The following is a 19,590-nucleotide window of genomic DNA, read 5'->3' on the forward strand; positions in this document are numbered from 1 at the left end:
AGATATGGGGTTGATTATGATGGAAGTGGTTCATTTGCCGCAGCTGATGTAAATGAAAATGTTAAAGTAGTTGTAAATTCTTCAGGAGCTTTTTCTATCACTAATGTTAATGAAAGTTCAAATAGTCCAACACTTGTTACAGGGGGTCAAGGAGCATTACAATTTGGACCTCACAATATGAATTTTAATATCACTGCTTATACAGATGAGAAAGGAACTGTAAGCACTAATGATGCTTTCACAAAGATCTTTAAAGGACTTGATGGTTCTTTTCCTGCTGGAAATCAAGTAAAACAAAGTGAGCTTTTAAAACTTAGCGCTTTTTCAGCTGGACTTGAAATTTATGACTCTTTAGGTTCAAAACACACTTTAGAAGTGCAATTTGTAAAACAAAGCACAACTCAAGATGGGGGTAATGAATGGCAAATGATTATCCGTGTTCCTGAGCCTGCTGAGATCAATACCACAGGAGAGGGTCCAAACAATATCATCGTAGGAACAGCAAGATTTAACAATGATGGTTCTTTATCAAACTATAATCCAAGAACAATCAACTTTTCACCAAATAATGGTGCAGCACCAAATCAACAAATCAAACTTAGCTTTGGAACAAGTGGAAGTAATGATGGTCTAGTAAGCTCAAACTCAGCTTCAACCTTAACTTCTCAAGCAACTGATGGTTATACTTCAGGAAACTTAAAACCTGATGCGATACGCGTTGATGATAAAGGTAATATCTTAGGTGAATTTACAAATGGAAAAACTTTTGCAGTAGCAAAAATCGCTATGGCTTCAGTGGCTAATAACTCAGGTCTTGAAGAAATCGGTGGAAATCTTTTTAAAGTAACAGCAAATAGTGGTTCTATAGTAGTAGGTGAAGCTGGAACAGGCGGACGCGGTGAGATGAAAACCTCAGCACTTGAAATGTCAAATGTGGATTTAAGTCGTTCTTTAACTGAACTTATCATTATACAAAGAGGTTATCAAGCAAACTCTAAAACAATTTCAACTAGCGATCAAATGCTCCAAACTTTGATCCAATTAAAACAATAATCAAGCTTTATCTTTTTTTGGATAAAGCCTTTATCCAAGTTTTCTTGGATAAACTAAATCTTGCTTTGCAAGCCTACTTTTAGTGGTTTTACAATACAAGATTTATACGTAGGCTTGATGCCTTCAATTATTGCTAACTCACCTCTTGGTGAGTTGCAATTTAATTGATACTTTTTTAAGTTAATTAAAAAATATAAAAAGTAAATAACTACAAAAAACCTGCCTTTTAGTTTAAATTTAAACAAATAAAGCAAAAATTAATCTTTTATAAGTATGATAAAAGATTTAATACTTTTTAAGGAAATTATATGCTCTTAAGTAATCCCATTATTATAAGTGTTATCTTAATGACTTTACTTTGTATTTTTCGTTTTAATGTTTTGCTTAGTCTTTTAATCTCTGCTTTAGCAGCTGGAATGCTTGCTCATTTGTCTATGGTGGAGACTATGGATATTTTAATAAGCGGTATGAAAGAAAATTTAAAAACTGCTTTAAGTTATATTTTACTAGGAGCCATTGCCGCTGCTATTTCCAAAACAAATTTAACTGCTTATTTGATTAAAATCGTAAGCCACTTTATTTCGCATAAAAAATACTTTTTGCTAATTTCTTTAACTATTATTTCTTGCTTTTCACAAAATTTAGTGCCTATACATGTGGCTTTTATACCACTTTTAATACCGCCACTTTTAAGTCTTTTTAATCGCTTAAAAATTGATCGTAGAGCGGTAGCTTGTGCTTTAACTTTTGGACTTACCACTCCTTATATGGTGCTACCTGTAGGCTTTGGACTTACTTTCCAAGATCTAATAAAAGATAATATCGCTTCTAATGGAGTGAATGTAAGCTTAAGTGATGTTACCAATACGATGTATTTGGCTGCTTTTTGTATGATACTAGGACTTTTTTTAGCTCTTTTTGTTTTTTATAGAAAACCAAGAGAATATAAAGAGATAGAAATTTCCAAAGTAGATTTTGACAATCTTAAAATGACACGTAAAGAATGGGGTGTTTTAGCAGGACTTATAGTAACTTTAATCTGCCAAATTGCTACTATGAATTTACCTTTATCTGGACTTTTAGGTTTTGTTTTAATGGTAATTTTAGGAGGAGTTGAATACAAAAAAATTGATTTGATTTTTGATGATGGTTTAAAGATGATGGGTTTTATAGCCTTTGTTATACTCGTAGCGGCTGGATATGGAGAAGTTTTAAAACAAAGCGGTGCTGTTAGTGAGCTTGTAAATTCTGTTGTTCCTTTTATGCAAGAGAGTAAATTTCTAGCTATTTTTATAATGCTTTTAATAGGACTTTTAATCACAATGGGTATAGGAACTTCTTTTGGAACTATACCTATTATCACCACTCTTTTTGTTCCTATTTGTTTGGAGTTAAATTTCTCTCTTGCTTTAATAGTCTTTATAATAGGAGTTGCAGGTGCACTAGGCGATGCAGGAAGTCCAGCAAGTGAAACTACAATGGGTGTTAGTGTAGGACTTAATGCTGATAAACAACACGATCACATTAAAGATACTTGTATCCCTACTTTTATCTTTTATAATGGAACTTTATTATTTATTGGAAGCGTGATAGCATTATTTTTATAAAAATTTTTTAAAACTTTTTATAATGGGTATAGGAACTTCTTTTGGAACTATACCTATTATCACCACTCTTTTTGTTCCTATTTGTTTGGAGTTAAATTTCTCTCTTGCTTTAATAGTCTTTATAATAGGAGTTGCAGGTGCACTAGGCGATGCAGGAAGTCCAGCAAGTGAAACTACAATGGGTGTTAGTGTAGGACTTAATGCTGATAAACAACACGATCACATTAAAGATAAATGAAACTTTTTATTTGCTTAGAAGTGTGATAACTATTTTAGGAATTTTAATGCTTTTAATTAAAAGCATTAATTATTCTCTTCCTTATATAAACAATGCTCAAATATAAATTTATGATCATCTGGCAAAGCTTTAAATAAAGCATTAGCTAAATTTCTTATCTCCCAAAGAGCTGATTTTGAACTTCTAAGAGTGATAAAATTTTGCAAGCTTCTTGCATTGATACTTAAAGTAAGCTCTGTTTTATAGCTTTCTGGTAGGCAATATTTAGCAATATCTAAGCTAATACTCTTTTGCAAAATAAGACGTAAATTTTCTAAAGCCTTTATACTAGCATTATCTACCTCTTCGTTGCCACAAAGCACGAGATAACGGCTTGCATTTTCAAAATCTCCTATTTTAAATTCATCTTCATTTCTAAGTTCTTTTAAAGTATAGCGTGTGCTTTTCACACTAGGACTAGTATGACGATGGCGTGCAACCTCTTGCAAACAAGCTCTAGAAATCCCTTGTATATAAAAAGTATAGTTTAAATGCTCTAAAGTAGAAGAATGTTTAAATTGATTGCCTACACGATCGATTAATTCTTTATCTTTTTCTCCTCCACAATCACCTTTTTCAAAACTTTGCCAACAGGTTCTAGTGGCATGAGAGCACACAAAAAGTGGGGTATGATGAAGTAAAGTAATTTGCATAAAAACTCCTTATTTTTTGGAATTTTAACATATATTATCTTTTATTTTTACAATTTTATTTTCAAAACCTCTTTTTATAAGTTCATTCTCTAATGCAAAAATACATTTTAAAAAACTTTGTTTTTGAAGACTTAATAAACCCTCAACCAATCTAAAATACTCCATATATTCTCTAATAAAAAGTAAATTTTTACTCAAAAGTTCTTCTTCATTTTTAACATTTATCACAGAAATTTTAGCCAAACTAAGTTCAAGTTGAAAAGAACTAGGTTGTAAAAGCTCTAAAAGATCTTTAAAATTAAATAATTCTTGTTTTAAATTTTCTAAATCTTTGATTATCTTTTTCGCACATTCTAAATCAATATTATTTTGTTCTATGTGATTTATCTTTTGATTGATTTTATCAATAAATTTTTTACAATTTTTTATACTTTTTATAATTTTTACAAAAGCTTTCAACAAAAACTCACTTTGTTTAGCAAAACTTAATACACCCAAAGGCAAATAAGGTTTTTTTGCATCTTTTAAAAGCTCTTTAATACATAAAGCAAAAGGTTTTTCTATGCTTCCTTCTATCCTTAATCCACCCTCAGTAGCATTATAAACTTCTATACCATAACTTTTTGCTTCATTGATCATTTGTTCTAAAACTTGCTTAAAATAAACCCACGCCTCTTGGGTTTTAGCCTGTGTTTTTCCACCATAAGCTAAGGCTTTTAAACCCCGATAATAACCACTTTCATATTTTGCAGAATGTTTATAATCTTTTGGATGAGAATCCCCTTCATCATTAAAAGCTAAATCTTGACCTATAAAAATAATATTTTTAAAAGCTAAATTTAAAGCTATCACAAAAGATAAATGCGCCACACTAACAGAATAAAAAGCATAAGAAAAAGGTTTTAAATCAAGATAAAAAGCAAAAAGATAATCTCTTGGTATAAGCATAAATGAACGATTATTTTTTTCTAAAAATTCACAAGCCTTAGGAGATACTACTCCTGCTAAAATAAAAGTTATATCTTTATCAAATTCTTTAAAATCATTGTTAAAAAATTCAGCCGTAAAATCAGTTCTTTCTACCATACAAACATAATCAGGCTTAATACCCTCTTTAGCCAAAATAGGATAAGCACTATCAGCACAAAAAATTACAGCTTTTTTGGCATTTTCTTTAAGCAAAGGAAGTTGTTTTGTTAAACTAGGTCCGGTTGATACTATAATAGCATTTTCAAAAAACTTAAAACGTTCTTTAGTGAGATTTTTAAAACTAGGATGTGTGATCATTTTAGGCAAATTAATTATAAAATTTTCTAAACCCATTAAAACATCTTTTGGATCATTTCCATTGGTTAAAATCTCTTTTTTTAAATAAGACATTATAGTTTCATTGACTTTTAAAATATCTTCTTGAAATTTAAAATAATACGCGCTCATTAATTCTAAATGATAAACCTTTGCATATCTTATAAAAATAGGAATAGAATAAAAATTAGCATAATCATTTGCACTCATTTTATTAGTATAAAAAATGATTAATCTTTGCTCTTTTAAAAAATTTGAAAAATCAAATAAATGAAATGCTATATAAAGAATTTCTAATTCTTTTTCAAAAACGATAATATGCTTATGATTTAAATTTTGAAGCAAAGCTTGGAGCAAAACCCCATTTCCAAAACCATAAAAATAAAGTATAGGATAAAGTGCAAAATGATTTTGATATTTTAAAAGCTTTTCATTAATTTCGCTTAAAACATTTTTATAAAGACTCTCACCCCCCCCCCATAAGGTTGATATCTAAATTATGCTCTCCTAAAACAATCTTAAATTTAGAAACTTTAAGCTGGTTTAAATCTTGTTTTAAAATAGGATTTTGCAAAGCTTTTAGATTTTTATTAAAAAGGGCTTTTTGGGTATTTGTAAATTTCATATTTTACCTTAAAAAATTATAAATTCTTACACAAAATTACTTTATAAATAATAAAACAAAAAGTTTTTTTGGGTTATAATAAAACAAAAAATTAAGGTAAATGAATGAAGCTAAAACAAACAAAATATATCTTTGTAACAGGGGGAGTTCTTAGCTCTTTAGGCAAGGGTATAGCCGCAGCATCCATTGGAACACTCTTAAAAAATTCAGGACTTAATATAGGAATTTTAAAAGCTGATCCTTATATCAATGTAGATCCTGGAACAATGAGTCCTTTTGAACACGGAGAGGTTTTTGTCACAGATGATGGAGCTGAAACCGATCTTGATTTAGGACATTATGAGCGTTTTTTAGATGAAAGTTTGTCTCAAAGTAATAATTTTACAACAGGACGTGTTTATCAAAGCGTGATAGAAAAAGAAAGACGCGGGGAATATCTTGGAAAAACTATACAAGTAATTCCTCATATAGTAGATGAAATCAAAGATAGAATAAAAAATGCAGGGAAAAATAAAGATATACTCATTGTAGAGATCGGAGGAACCGTTGGAGATATAGAAGGATTGCCTTTTTTAGAAGCCATACGCGCATTAAAGCTTGAAGTAGGCAAAAATAATGCTATGAATATTCATCTTACTCTTGTACCTTTTATCAAAGCTTCTGGAGAACTTAAAACAAAACCTACTCAGCATAGCGTGGGAGAATTGCGTCGTATAGGTATAAGTCCTGATATGATTATTTGCCGTAGCGAAAAACCTCTTGATAAAGATTTAAAAAATAAAATAGCTATTTCTTGTGGAGTTGAAAAAAATTGCGTTATAGAAAGCATTGATGCTACAAGCATTTATCAAATCCCACTTAATTTTTTAAAACAAGATATTTTAAGTGCTATTGCAAACATTTTAGATCTTAAAAATTTAAAACCTGATATGGAAAATTGGAATAATCTTGTTAAAAGAGTGATTGCTCCAAGTAATGAAGTAAAAATTGCTTTTGTTGGAAAATACATTGATCTTAAAGAAAGCTATAAAAGTTTAACAGAAGCACTAATCCACGCTGGAGCAGCACTTGATACTAAGGTTAATATCAAATGGATAGATAGTGAGAAATTGCAAAATTTAGATTCTTTAGAAGATTTAAAAGATGTAAATGGAATTTTAGTCGCTGGTGGATTTGGTTATAGAGGGGTTGAAGGCAAAATAAAAGCAATAAATTATGCAAGAGAACATAATATCCCTTTTTTAGGAATTTGTCTTGGAATGCAACTTGCCCTAATTGAATTTGCAAGAAATGTTTTAAAATTACAAGATGCTAATTCAAGCGAATTTGATGAAAAATGTCAAAATCCTATTGTTTATTTGATCGATGAATTTATTGATTCTAATGGAACCAAACAAATTAGAACAAGCAAAACTCCATTAGGCGGAACTATGCGTCTTGGTTCTTATGAATGTGAGATAAAAAAAGATAGCTTATTAAGCAAAATTTACAATAATGCTAAATCAGTCAAAGAAAGACATAGGCATCGTTATGAAGCTAATCCAAAATATAAAAAAATGTATGAGGATAAAGGACTTATTATATGTGGTGAAAACAAAGGACTTATTGAAGCTATAGAGCTTAAAAATCATCCTTTCTTTTTAGCAGTGCAATTTCATCCTGAATTTACTTCAAGGCTTGAAAATGCAAATCCCGTAATTTGTGGATTTATAAAAGCAGCATTAAGCAATGAATACAATTAATAAAGAAGATATAAAAAGAATTTTAAAACTGCGTTTTGAAAATGATATGCATAAGAAATTATGCGATTTGCCCTTGCCTTCTTGTTTAAAAGATATTTATAAAGGGGCAAATCGTATCAAAGAAGCTATAGAAAAAAATCAAAAAGTTGCTATAGTAGGTGATTATGATGTCGATGGAATTATTTCTTGTGTAATACTATCTGAATTTTTTGATGATCTTGGTTTTGATTATATGGTCAAAATTCCCAATCGTTTTAAAGATGGTTATGGACTTAATGAAGAAATCATTAAAGAATTAGATTGTGATTTAATTATAACCGTTGATAATGGTATAGCTGCTATTGATGCCGCCAAACTTTGTAAAGAAAAAAATATTGATTTAATCATAACCGATCATCACACGCCTTTACAAACTCTACCTGATGCCTTTGCTATCATAAATCCAAAACAAAAAGATTGCGAATTCCCTAAAATAGAAATTTGTGGCGCACAAGTAGCTTGGTATCTAGTTGCAGCCTTAAAAGAAGTTTGCAAAATAAAATATGATTTATCTAAATTTATAGAACTTCTAGCTATCGCAATTATTGCTGATATGATGGAACTTAGAGATTTAAATCGTGCTCTTGTTAGAAAAGGAATAAAATATATAAACAAATCAAATAGAGCTGCCTTTAAAGCGATAAAACTTTACTATCAAAAAGATAAATTTGGACTTGATAATATAAGTTTTTTAATAGCACCCCTTATCAATAGCGCTGGAAGAATGGATGATGCTAGCATTTCTTATCATTTTTTACATACTAAAAAATTACAAGAAGCGCAAAATTATTTAGAACAAATTGTTAATTTCAATGAAAACAGAAAAGATGAAGAAAAACAGCTTTTTGAAGAATCTCTAAAACAAATTGATGAAAAAGATGCTTGCATCATAGTAGGAGGGGCAAACTGGCACGAAGGGGTGTTAGGGATAGTTGCTAGTCGTCTTGCTAAACATTTTAAAAAACCAGCCTTTGTATTTTCAAAAAATGAAAATAAACTCAAAGGTAGTGCTAGAAGCGTTGGAAAAATAGATATTTTATCTTTAATCACAAAAGTAAATTTCTTGCTTGAAAGCTATGGAGGACACAAAGGTGCAGCTGGATTTAGCCTTGATTTTAAGCATTTAAATGAATTTAGAACTTTAATCTTTGAAGAATGTCTTAAAATTCCCAAAAATGAATTTAATGATGCAGATGAAATTTTAGGAATTTTAGATCCTTTTGAAATTGATTTTGAAATGCTTGAAATTTTAGAATCTTTTGAGCCTTTTGGATATAAAAATCCAAGACCTTTTTTCATTTTAGAAAATTTAAATGTTAAAAATAAAAAACTAATAGGAAAAGAAGAAAAACATTTAAAACTTATATTAAATAAAAACAACAAAACATTGGAAGCTTTATTTTTTAATTTTGACAAAGAACCAAATTTAAATGAAAAAATTACCTTAGTTGGAAGTATTTCAAAGAATGAATACAGAGGTTTAATAGTTCCTCAATTTATCATTAAAGAAATTTTTTAATTTAACTTTTATTTATTATTTGTTAATATAGTCTAATATACTTAACAAATAAGAAAGGAGAGTTAATGAGAAATATTATTTTTATAATAATGTTTTTACTTTTAGGAGTAAGTATGCTAGAAGCAAAACCAAAAATCGTTATACTAGCTACAGGTGGAACTATAGCTGGATCTATAGATAATGAGTTAGAGACAACAGGATATAAAGCAGGGGTATTAGGAATTGAAACTTTAATCAAAGCTGTACCACAAATTAAAGATTTGGCACAAGTTAGTGGGGAACAAATTGCAAATATTGATAGCTCTAATATGGATGATGAAATTTGGCTAAAACTTGCTAAAAAAGCTAATGAACTTCTTAAAAAAGATGTTGATGGCATAGTAATCACCCATGGAACTGATACTATGGAAGAAACTGCTTATTTTTTAAATTTAACTATTAAAAGTGATAAGCCTGTAGTTTTAGTAGGCGCTATGCGTCCTGCAAGTGCTATGAGTGCAGATGGTCCTAAAAATCTTTATAATGCTGTGGCTCTAGCTGCAAACAAAGAAGCCAAAAACAAAGGCGTAATGATAGCAATGAATGATAAAATTCAAGGCGCAAGAGATGTGAGTAAAACTCATACTTTAAATGTCGATGCTTTTTCTTCTCCTAACTATGGAAATTTAGGATATATTGTAGATGGAAAAGTATTTTTTTATAATACAAATTTAAAAGAACATACCAAAAAAACTCCTTTTGATGTGAGTAAATTAAATACTTTGCCAAAAGTTGATATACTTTATACTTATTCTAATGATGGCAACGCTGTTGCTGCTAAAGCTTTATTTGACAATGGAACAAAAGGTTTGGTTATAGCAGGAAGCGGAGCTGGAAGCATCCATCAAAATCAAAAAGAAATGTTAAAAGAACTTATGAAACAAGGTTTAAAAGTTGCTATAAGTTCAAGAGTAGCAGCAGGATCTGTTGCTGTAAGTAAAGAAGATAAAGATTTAGGCTTTATTGATACACAAGGTTTAAATCCACAAAAAGCAAGAGTCCTTTTAATGTTAGCTCTTACCAAAACAAACGATATAAATACTATACAAAAATATTTTGAAAAATACTAAAAAATTTAAAGCCTTTTTTGAAGGCTTTAATATTTAATATTATTAAGCTTTAAAAAATCTCTTAATTTTTCGTATTCTCCTCTTTCCAAAAAGCGGTATTTTCCTGCTTTTAAAACTCCTAAATCAAGCGCTCCAAAAGCCACTCTTTTAAGATCCATCACTTCTAAGTCAAAATGGGCAAAAAAACGTCTTAGCTCTCTATTTTTACCTTCATTAATAACAACTCTAAGCTTAGTATAACCTCCACTTGAGCCAAAAATTTCAAATTCTAAAAAAGGAGCAAAACTCATAGAAGTAATTTTTGTTTTCGCGTGAGCTCCTTTTTTTTCATTTTTAATTTCAAGTCCATTTTGCATAGCCTCTATCACATTTTTACCCACTACGCCTTTAACTTTTAAATAATACTCTCTTTCTAAATCACTATGCATTAAATAAGAAGCTATCACAGGAGAATCGGTGAGTAAAAGCAAACCTTCGCTAGCAAAATCAAGCCTACCAACACTTAAATAATTGCGAAATTGCTTTGGTAAAGTATCATAAATGATTTTTCTGCCTCTATCATCTTTTTTAGAAACAATTTCGCCTTTTTGTTTATGATAGATAATCACACTAAAGCTTGTTCTTTTTTGAAGTTTTTTGCCTTTAATAAAAACTTTATCATCAAATTTTACCTCATCGCTTAAAAGGGCTATTTTGTTATTTATTTTTACTAAACCTTGTTTAATAAGTTCATCTGCCTCACGACGCGAATAATGGCTATTGTGTGATATGAATTTGTTGATTCTCATTTTTTACCTTATTTTATAAAACTTAATCTATAATTTTAACATTTTTATTATTCGCGTTTGCTTTTCGCAATAAAAATCTAAAAAATTAGTAAAAAAATCATTTATTGAATATTAAATATGAAAATATAAAAAACTAACTTATTTGATAAATTACATCTTTTCTTAAATAATAATATAGCCAAAAGTTAAAGAATTGTATTTTGACGTATTAATAAAATTGCAATATGAACTATATTATTTCAATGATTACTCTAAAATAAAAAATATAAACTTTGAAATAAATCATATTTTAATAATTTTTCATATATAAAATTTATTTTAAATAATACAAAAACTATTGTTATTAATTAAAGTAGAAAAAACAAATTATATTTATATAATACAAAAATCATATACCAAAACTATCAAAAAATTGACATTAAATTAGCAAAATAATATTTTATTTCTCTTGATTAAGAACGAAACAGAAAAATTAAGACAATTTAAATCGTTGAAAATATAAAAAATAAATAATACAAATTTGTATCATAATTAATAATTTTAAACTAATCTAAAAATCTCAATAAAAATAATTTAATGGACTTTCTTTTAAGAAGAAAAAAACAAAAGCATAAAATACTTCCAATATAAAAAGCTAAATTACATGAAAAGAATTTATAAAAATAAATCATTAAATTTTAGCAAAATATAAGCTGTAAAAACAAAAATTCAAAGCTCTAAAAAGCTTTGAATAAATTTACATCACAAAAATAGTTGGAACTATAGTTGGGTATTTTTTGATCTTTCTAAAAATATGCTTTCTTAATACCTGTCTGATTTGATTTTCTAAAAATCTTGGATCATTTAAAACCTCATCTTTAACATTACTAAAGAACTGAGCTAAAACTTCAGCCATTTCTTTTGAAAATGCGTGATCTTGTCTATCAGCTACTAATCCATAACTAAAAACTCTAGGCTTATTAACAAGTGTTTTTGAAGCTTTATCAAGTTGAGCTATGATAACAACTATTCCATTATCAGCTAAATTTTGACGATCGATTACTACATCATCAGCGATTTGTTTATTGATTTGATTATCTACAAAAACTTTTCCTGTTTTAACTGTTTTTACACGTTTAATATATTTTTGACAAATCTCAACCTGATCTCCATCACTCATAAGATAAATATTTCTTTCAGGAACTCCGCACTTCATAGCTGTTTCTTTATGCTTGGTGATATGATTGTATTCTCCATGAACAGGTAAGAAAAATTTTGGTTTTATTAGCGTTAGCATAAGTTTTTGCTCTTCTATACTTGCATGGCCACTTACGTGAATTTCGCTAAATTCTTGATATGCCACCTTAGCACCCGCTTTAAGTAAATAATCAAGCACTGCAGAAACATTTGCCTCGTTACCTGGAATGGCTTTAGCTGAAATGATAATTTGATCACTTGGTTTAATTTTTATAAATTTATGCTCATCTGTTGCCATTCTATATAAAGCGCTCATTGTTTCACCTTGGCTTCCTGTAGTTACAATCAAAACTTCATTATCTTTATATTTATTTACCTCATCTGCATCAATAAAAATTTTTCTATCTAGTTTGATATAACCAAGTTCCATTGTGGTATAGAGATTTCTCTCCATAGAACGACCTATAACACAAACTTTTCTACCATATTTTAAACCATAAGTGATAGCTTGATAAACGCGGTGAATATTAGAGCTAAAAGTGCTCATTATCACTCTACCTTTAGTCTTTGAAAAAATTTGATCAAAAGTAGGGCCAACCGAACTTTCACTTTTTGTATAGCCCTCTTTATAAGAATTTGTGCTATCACTTAAAAGACATAAAACTCCATTTTCTCCATATTGTGCTAAACGTCCTAAATCACTAGGATAACCATCAATTGGAGTTTGATCTATTTTAAAATCTCCTGTGTGTATAATAGTTCCTGCTTTAGTTTTTATAGCTAACGCAGAAGCATCAATGATAGAGTGGGTAATATGAATCCATTCTATATCAAACTCACCTATTTCATAAATTTTTCTCTTTTCTACAGGTCTAAACCATTTTCTTTCACTTTTTAAGCCGTGTTCTTCAAATTTATTTGAAATCATTCCCAAAGCCAAAGGAGTTGCATAAATTGGAAATTGAAATTCTTTAAAAAAGTAAGGCACAGCTCCTATATGATCTTCGTGTGCGTGAGTAATAATAATAGCTTTAATTTTGTCTTTAATCTTTCTAACATAGGAGAAATCAGGTATGATAATATCCACTCCGTGCATAGTTCCATCAGGAAAACTCATACCTATATCTACAATAATAGCTTCATTATTTGTCTCAAAAATGGTGATATTACCGCCAATTTCACCCAAACCTCCAAGAGGAGTTATGCGGATTTTATGTTCGCTTGAATTATTATATTTAAGAGGATTTAAACGATTTTCGTGAGAAATACGATTTGCCTCTATACATTCAGCAAGAGCAATCTGCCAATCTTCATTTCCGCTTAATTTAGAAGGAAGATTTTTTCTTTTTTTCTTTTTTTCTTCTTGATTATTTTGAGTACTGACATTTGAGTTTTCTGAATTTTGAATATTTTTTTTCTTTTTATTTCTATATTTATAATGCTTGTTGTTTTTAGAGTTAAAATTTATTTTTTGTTCTTGATTTTCTTGACTATTTTCGCTCATATTCATCCTTTAATTTTTCATAAATTTTAAGGTATGAATCAACGCAAATTTCGTGGGGTCTAGCATTTTCTTTTATATTAAGACTATTTAAAATTTCTAAAACCTTATTTCTATGAAGACTTAAATTTTTAAGAAGTTGTTTTCTTGGAAATTTAAAACAATCTTTTAAAAAAACTTTAAAATCTTCTATATTACAAAGCTCCCTAAATTCTTTCTCCTTTATCAAACTCATCACAGATGAGATAACCTTTGGCTCAGGATCAAAACATTTAGGATCTACATCAAAAAGTATTTTTCTTTTGCAAATCAAAGCACTTAAAACCCCCAAAGAAGAAAATTCTTTCTCTCCTTCTTTAGCACAAAATTTAAGAGCCATTTCTTTTTGTACCATAACGATAAGCCCTAAACAATTCTCATCTTCTAAGGCTTTTAAAACTAAACAACTTGCTATATAATAAGGCAAATTGGCAATCAAAAAATACTTATTTTCATCAAAACTTCCTTTAACCTCACTTGCGTTTTGATGCAATAATCTTAATTTTCCACATTCGATTTCTTTTTGAAATTTCTTTTGCAAAAGTGGTATAAGATCTTTATCAATCTCATATGCCTTAACAAAGGAAATTTTTAAAAGCTCTTGCGTTAAATCACCTAAGCCAGGCCCAATCTCAACAATATTATTTGTTTCTTTGGGTATGGCTTGGATGATTTTATAAACTATTTCTTTACTATTTAAAAAATTTTGTCCGTAATGTTTTTTCGCTTTAATCATAAAAAATTATTTTATCTAAAAATTCTTAATTAAGTCTTTTTAGATAAAATTCTAAAAATAAATTAAGAAAGGATTAAATGATAATTTGTGCTGGAGGTAATGAAAACTTTTCATTTGCCAAAGCTATAGGTATAGGCCTAGTAGAAGCAAGTTGCAATTTAACTAAAATTTGCCAAACTTATAATCCATCAAATCTAGTATTTATAGGAACTTGTGGTTTATATGAAAAAGGTAAAATTTTAGAAATTTATAAAAGCTCTTATGCTTGTAATATTGAATTTTCAAAAATTTCAAATAATTTTTATACACCTGCACAAAATGAAATTTATCTTAAAAATGAAAATGTTTCTCGTGAAACAATTAAAATAAATTCTTCAAATTATATTTGCCAAGATAAAAAAGCCGCTAAAGAATTTGCTAAATTAGGTTTTTTTGCTGAAAATATGGAAGCTTTTGCGGTTTTAAGTGTGGCTAAAAATTTTAATATTTTTGCAGAATGTATTTTATGTGCAACCAATTTTTGTGATGAAAATGCACATAATGACTTTATAGCAAATCACCAAAAAGCTAAAGAAAATTTAATACAATATTTAAAAAAATATAATTATCTTTAAAATTCAAGGAATAAATTTTGAAAGAAACTATAAATATTTTAGATCTTTTGCCCGAAGAATTAGAAGAAAGCATCAAACCAATGTTTCGCGTGAAACAAATTTATCAATGGATATATCAAAAATATGCTAATAATTTTTTAGAAATGAGTTCTTTACCAAAAAATCTAAGAGAAGAAATGAATGAAAAATATTATTTTAATCCTCTTAAAACAATCTATAAAGAACAAAGTAAAGATGGAAGTATAAAATATCTTTTTGAACTCAAAGATGGCTTAAGAATAGAAAGTGTGCTTTTGCCAATGAAAGAAGAAAAATTTAATGAAAAAGGTATAAAAATTGCCAATGCTAAATATACTATTTGCGTTTCTTCTCAAGTAGGATGTAAAAGTGGTTGTAGTTTTTGCTTAACAGCAAAAGGTGGCTTAAAAAGAAATTTAAGTGCTGGGGAAATAGTAGCACAAATTCTTTGCATCAAAAAAGATAATCAAATTCCTTATGAAAGACGTGTTAATATAGTATATATGGGGATGGGAGAACCTCTTGATAATCTTAATAATGTTTCAAAAGCCATTAAAATACTATCTCATAACAATGGATTATGCATAAGTCCTAGACGCCAAACTATAAGCACAAGTGGTTTGGCAAATCAAATCAAAAAATTAGGAGAAATGAATTTAGGAGTACTACTTGCTATATCCTTACACGCTGTAAATGATACTTTACGCAACGAACTGATGCCTATAAACAAAGCTTATAATATAGCTTCTATTATGCAAGCTGTACGTGAATTTCCTATAGATCAAAGAAAAAGAGTTATGTTTGAATATCTTTTGATTGATAATATTAATGATAAAATTGATCATGCAAAAGAACTTGTTAGACTTTTAAATGGTATTAAAGCTAAAGTAAATTTAATACTTTTTAATCCGCACGAAGGAAGCTTTTATAAGCGTCCGAATTTAGAAAATGCTATCAAATTTCAAGATTATATAAGCTCAAAAGGAATAACTTGTACCATAAGAGAGAGCAAAGGACTTGATATTTCAGCAGCTTGCGGACAATTAAAAGAAAGAAAGAAAGAAAAATGAGTTGGCTTGATATTATAGAACTTATTTTTATATCTTTGGTTATTATAATAGGTTTTTGTGGAATGGTTTGGGTAATTGTAAAAGATAATAAAAATTAGTTTTTAATATGATTTTTGCAGTATAATAAGCAAAAAAGGTTTATTATGCCAATAAAACAATATAAATTTCATCCCGATGATACTAAATTTGATAAAAAAATGGTTGAAATTACAGAAAAAAAAGGTTTTAAAACTGCTGTATTTTCAATGGCTGCAATGACAATGCTAGGAAGTGTTGTTATTTCTTCAGCTCTTCCTGCCATTAATAAACATTTTGATATACTTTTAAAAAATCAAAGCGGAATTTTAACAGAATTTACGCTTGCTCATCTTGATATTTTAACACGTCTTGTTTTAACAATACCGGCTATTTTTGTAGTAATACTTTCTCCAATTGCTGGAATATTAATGGATAAATTTGGAAAACTTAAATTTATTTTTCCAGCTATGATAATTTGGACAATTTCAGGAGTAGCTGGATTTTTCTTAAATGATATTTATGCCATTCTTATTTCAAGAGCCGTATTTGGAATTGCAACGGCTTTTATAATGACAGGAGCATCAGCTTTGCTTGGAGATTATTATAGTAGGGGTGGATTTAATCGTCGCGAAAACGCTCTTTCTTGGCAAGGATTTTTTTGTGCTGCTGGAGGAGCCATTTTTATTTCTATCGCGGGTTATGTTTCTAGCTATTCTTGGCGTTATCCTTTTTTGGTTTATGGACTTGGAATTTTAATCACAATTTTAGCTTATATGTATCTATTTGAACCTAAAAAATTTAAATTTTATAATCATAGTAAAATAGAAGCAAAAATAAATTATTGGCAATTTTTTCCTATATATTTTATAGGATTTTTTATTATGGTAATTTATTATATATCTCCAACCCAACTTCCTTATTATATAGAAGATCACTTAGGGCTTGATCCAAAATATATAGGAATTTCTATGTCAGTTTCTGCCCTTTTTTATGGACTATTTTCTTTAAGTTATAAATATTTGATGAAATTTATAAATATAAAACAAATTTATATCTTAACTCTTTTCATCGTAGGAAGCTCCTTTATGCTTTTATATTTTATCCATTCCTTTAGTGCAGTAATGCTTGCTTTAGCACTACTTGGAACAGGTGGAGGAATTATGCTTGTTAATAATACAGCTTATTTATTTTCTATTTGTCCATCAAATGCTAGGGCTAGGGCTTATGGAATTTTAGCAAGTTTTATATTTTTAGGACAATTTTTAAGCCCTATAATCTCTCAACCTATAGTAAGACAAATAGGACTCATTGATGCATTTTTAGTATGGGCTATTGTAATTTATTTTGTAGCTATTTTATTTTTATTTTTTAAACAAAAAAGAGAAGTGGCATAAAAATATATTTACAATAATAAGAAGTTGATACATTTTTTTAAGTTATATTGACTAAAAAATGTATTATACATATTAAAAACCTTCAATACTTTTCACCAATCATTACTTTCACTGATAACTTAAAGAATATCTTTAAGTTTTAAAAAGAAAAAATAATAAAACTACTAAAATCTAAAAACTTTATCTTATAAAATCATACTTAAGCAAGAAAACATTTTAAAATAACTATAATTTTATTTGATACAATAGAATAAAACTACCATTTAAAAACCTTTAATACTAGCAAAAAAGATTATACCAAGTTTATTAAAGTATCCCTACTATATAGCTAACCAAAAAGATTTTAAAATTAGAAAAAGATTAAAGATATTTTTCTAATTTTTTAATAATATCCATAATAATTTATTGCTTTTCATCTTCACTTAAATTATCTTTGGTATTTTTAATAAAATATAATCTTATTATATATTGGTCAAAGTACTTCATTATCTCCTAATATGGGTAAAGCGCAATGCTAAAAACCTTCAAATTTGCAGCAAGATGAATAGTGTCGTACTAGGGCTTATTACACAATTGATTTTAATAAGCTTTGCTAATTAAAATATCATCATTATTTTTAAAATTACAATTTCCTTGGATAAATTTTTATCATATCCATAAAATTCGTTTATAAAATGATCATAAACCAAATCGTAATTAGGCATTACAATATAATGTCTTAATAAATTTGTTTAAATTTTTTGCTAATTTTAAAAAAGGAATAGTATCTAAAGTGGTATTTTTAAAGCAATACTAAAAGGATTAAACACTATAAAACGTTTAATTTTATTTTGATTTAAAAAATTCTTAATTAAATTTTTATGTGCTATTTTGGTTTTATCTATGTTTTAAATTCTAAATTTTTAATCTTTTTATCAAAAATTCTAGTGTTTATTTTCCTAGCATAAAAAACCAACCTATCTCTTTTGTTCTTTTATTAAAGACGTTTAAGAAGTTTTATCCAAAGTGTTTTGATTTTAAGTATTGTATAACTTTTAGTATTACTTTTGATAAAAAATCAGTTAAAAAAGCATTTGCTTTATATGAAATATATAATCTAAACTATATCGATTAATTTTTTCTAAATTTTCTTATTTTATGGGATTTTCTAAAATTTCAATATAATTGACAAATTCCAAACTCTTTAAAAGAAATAAAGTGTTATTTCTTGCAAAAACAATAATTTGTGCATTATAAATATATTTAAAGCATATCTAAACTTGCTATCATAAGACATCGGGTTTTAATGACACCTCTCCCCATTGAAATCTTTTTCATTATCACTCCTTTAAGATAACTTAAGCTAAAAATTTTAGCTTAAAACCAAAAACTACAATAGAATTCAAATTTCAAAATCTTAGAAATTTAATTTATTATTATTTTAAATCTAAGACTTATAAATATCTTTTTAATTTTAAAAGTATTTCGTTTATAATCTCTAAAATATCATATGTACTCAATTCTTCTTTAGTTTTATTTAGCAAAACATAATCCTTGTTAAAAGTTTCCCAAAAAATTATATCTTTTTCACTAAATAAACCTATGCTTGATTTTTCCAAATTTGAAGCAAGATGAATCACTCCTGTACTAGGAGATATAACACATTTTGTTCTTTTGATAAGCTCGCAAATATTTAAAATATTGTCATCATTTTTAAAGATATAAATTCTTTGTGGATTTTCTTTAAAAAATGTCTTAAATTCTCGTATAAAATCTTTATGAACAGCTTCATAGCTTGGTATAATTATATAAATATCTTTGAATTTAGAAATAATTTCTTGGCAAAGCCTTAAATAATCTACTAATTTTAAAGTATAAAAAGCTGAAATAGAAAAAGGGTTAAGAAGTATTAAATTTTTATCTTTTATATTATTTTGATCTAAAAAATTATTTATGATATTTTTATTATAAATATTTGTTTTAATTTTTATATCAAAATTTAAATTTTTAATTTCTTTATCAAATAATTTAGGATTTATTTTTCTTGCATAATAAAGCATTTTAAATTCATCGTTTCTATTTTTATAAAATCTTTTAATAAAAGAAACAAAGACACACTTGCATTTTAAAGAAAAAATAGAAATAGGACGATTTCTAGTAATCACTTTTTTAGCATTAGTATTTATCAAAAATTTAAGTATAAAAGTTTTAGCATGAAAAGAAATAATAAAATCTAAATTATACTTATTAATTTTCTCTTTTATGATAGGATTTTCACTAGAAGTTAATGAAGGAATTTCTTCAAATTCATCAATAAAATCAAAACAA

The 19,590-nt window shown here is 27.7% G+C and carries 15 protein-coding genes and 1 pseudogene; 9 read left to right on the forward strand and 7 right to left on the reverse strand.

The features are described from left to right. From flgE to GQV94_RS01065, 3 genes and pseudogenes are all read left to right on the forward strand, one after another. Positions 1-1,053: flagellar hook protein FlgE (gene flgE, locus GQV94_RS01055; protein WP_200169141.1), on the forward strand; the 1,053-nt coding region annotated here is incomplete at its 5' end. A 308-nt stretch (positions 1,054-1,361) separates the two neighbouring features. Further along, positions 1,362-2,660: a Na+/H+ antiporter NhaC family protein gene (locus GQV94_RS01060; protein WP_200169142.1), complete on the forward strand. Its 1,299-nt coding sequence runs from the start codon at positions 1,362-1,364 to the stop codon at positions 2,658-2,660. 13 nt (positions 2,661-2,673) lie between these two features. Next, positions 2,674-2,898: pseudogene (locus GQV94_RS01065) on the forward strand (Na+/H+ antiporter NhaC family protein); the annotation flags it as partial. Between the two features lie 65 nt (positions 2,899-2,963). On the opposite strand, the gene thyX reads toward GQV94_RS01065, so the two are convergent. Genes thyX through GQV94_RS07715 form a run of 3 tightly spaced genes read right to left on the reverse strand, consistent with a single transcriptional unit; the run spans position 2,964 to position 5,520 of the window. Beyond that, the gene (gene thyX / locus GQV94_RS01070; RefSeq protein ID WP_200169143.1) at positions 2,964-3,590 is read right to left on the reverse strand and encodes an FAD-dependent thymidylate synthase; all 627 of its coding nucleotides are present in this window, start codon (positions 3,588-3,590) and stop codon (positions 2,964-2,966) included. Positions 3,591-3,614: 24 nt separating this feature from the next. Beyond that, on the reverse strand, positions 3,615-5,387 hold the full coding sequence (locus tag GQV94_RS01075) for a motility associated factor glycosyltransferase family protein (RefSeq protein WP_325099635.1): 1,773 nt from the start codon (positions 5,385-5,387) through the stop codon (positions 3,615-3,617). Further along, on the reverse strand, positions 5,362-5,520 hold the full coding sequence (locus tag GQV94_RS07715; protein ID WP_234126277.1) for a hypothetical protein: 159 nt from the start codon (positions 5,518-5,520) through the stop codon (positions 5,362-5,364). Before GQV94_RS07715 ends, GQV94_RS01075 begins: the two co-directional genes overlap by 26 nt. A 104-nt stretch (positions 5,521-5,624) precedes the next feature. Between GQV94_RS07715 and GQV94_RS01080 the strand changes: the two genes are divergently transcribed. The 3 genes from GQV94_RS01080 to GQV94_RS01090 all read left to right on the forward strand — a co-directional run bounded on the left by GQV94_RS01080 (position 5,625) and on the right by GQV94_RS01090 (position 9,929). After that, a complete protein-coding gene (locus GQV94_RS01080; RefSeq protein ID WP_200169144.1) occupies positions 5,625-7,262 on the forward strand; it encodes a CTP synthase in 1,638 nt (545 codons plus the stop codon). Further along, on the forward strand, positions 7,249-8,820 hold the full coding sequence (recJ, locus tag GQV94_RS01085) for a single-stranded-DNA-specific exonuclease RecJ (RefSeq protein WP_200169145.1): 1,572 nt from the start codon (positions 7,249-7,251) through the stop codon (positions 8,818-8,820). Before GQV94_RS01080 ends, recJ begins: the two co-directional genes overlap by 14 nt. Before the next feature lie 113 nt (positions 8,821-8,933). After that, positions 8,934-9,929: a type II asparaginase gene (locus GQV94_RS01090; protein ID WP_200169311.1), complete on the forward strand. Its 996-nt coding sequence runs from the start codon at positions 8,934-8,936 to the stop codon at positions 9,927-9,929. A 26-nt stretch (positions 9,930-9,955) separates the two neighbouring features. Here GQV94_RS01090 and GQV94_RS01095 read toward each other — a convergent pair whose 3' ends face one another. The 3 genes from GQV94_RS01095 to rsmA all read right to left on the reverse strand — a co-directional run bounded on the left by GQV94_RS01095 (position 9,956) and on the right by rsmA (position 14,169). Beyond that, positions 9,956-10,717, reverse strand: coding sequence for a pseudouridine synthase (locus GQV94_RS01095; RefSeq protein ID WP_200169146.1), 762 nt, complete (start codon positions 10,715-10,717; stop codon positions 9,956-9,958). Positions 10,718-11,453: 736 nt separating this feature from the next. Beyond that, entirely contained in the window at positions 11,454-13,403 is a 1,950-nt protein-coding gene (locus tag GQV94_RS01100; protein WP_200169147.1) for a ribonuclease J, read from the reverse strand. Then, positions 13,384-14,169: a 16S rRNA (adenine(1518)-N(6)/adenine(1519)-N(6))-dimethyltransferase RsmA gene (gene rsmA / locus GQV94_RS01105; RefSeq protein WP_200169148.1), complete on the reverse strand. Its 786-nt coding sequence runs from the start codon at positions 14,167-14,169 to the stop codon at positions 13,384-13,386. Before rsmA ends, GQV94_RS01100 begins: the two co-directional genes overlap by 20 nt. 77 nt (positions 14,170-14,246) lie before the next feature. On the opposite strand from rsmA, the gene GQV94_RS01110 reads away from it, so the two are divergent. From GQV94_RS01110 to GQV94_RS01120, 3 genes are all read left to right on the forward strand, one after another. After that, positions 14,247-14,783, forward strand: coding sequence for a phosphorylase family protein (locus tag GQV94_RS01110; RefSeq protein ID WP_200169149.1), 537 nt, complete (start codon positions 14,247-14,249; stop codon positions 14,781-14,783). 17 nt (positions 14,784-14,800) lie between these two features. Continuing rightward, the gene (gene rlmN, locus GQV94_RS01115) at positions 14,801-15,871 is read left to right on the forward strand and encodes a 23S rRNA (adenine(2503)-C(2))-methyltransferase RlmN (RefSeq protein WP_200169150.1); all 1,071 of its coding nucleotides are present in this window, start codon (positions 14,801-14,803) and stop codon (positions 15,869-15,871) included. Between the two features lie 143 nt (positions 15,872-16,014). Continuing rightward, positions 16,015-17,283, forward strand: coding sequence for an MFS transporter (locus GQV94_RS01120; protein ID WP_200169151.1), 1,269 nt, complete (start codon positions 16,015-16,017; stop codon positions 17,281-17,283). A 1,433-nt stretch (positions 17,284-18,716) separates the two neighbouring features. On the opposite strand, the gene GQV94_RS01125 is transcribed toward GQV94_RS01120, so the two are convergent. Further along, the gene (locus tag GQV94_RS01125; RefSeq protein WP_200169152.1) at positions 18,717-19,451 is read right to left on the reverse strand and encodes a glycosyltransferase family 9 protein; all 735 of its coding nucleotides are present in this window, start codon (positions 19,449-19,451) and stop codon (positions 18,717-18,719) included. Positions 19,452-19,590 lie beyond the last annotated feature (139 nt).

It is taken from the genome of Campylobacter sp. TTU_617, assembly GCF_016599045.1.
Taxonomy (GTDB): domain Bacteria; phylum Campylobacterota; class Campylobacteria; order Campylobacterales; family Campylobacteraceae; genus Campylobacter_D.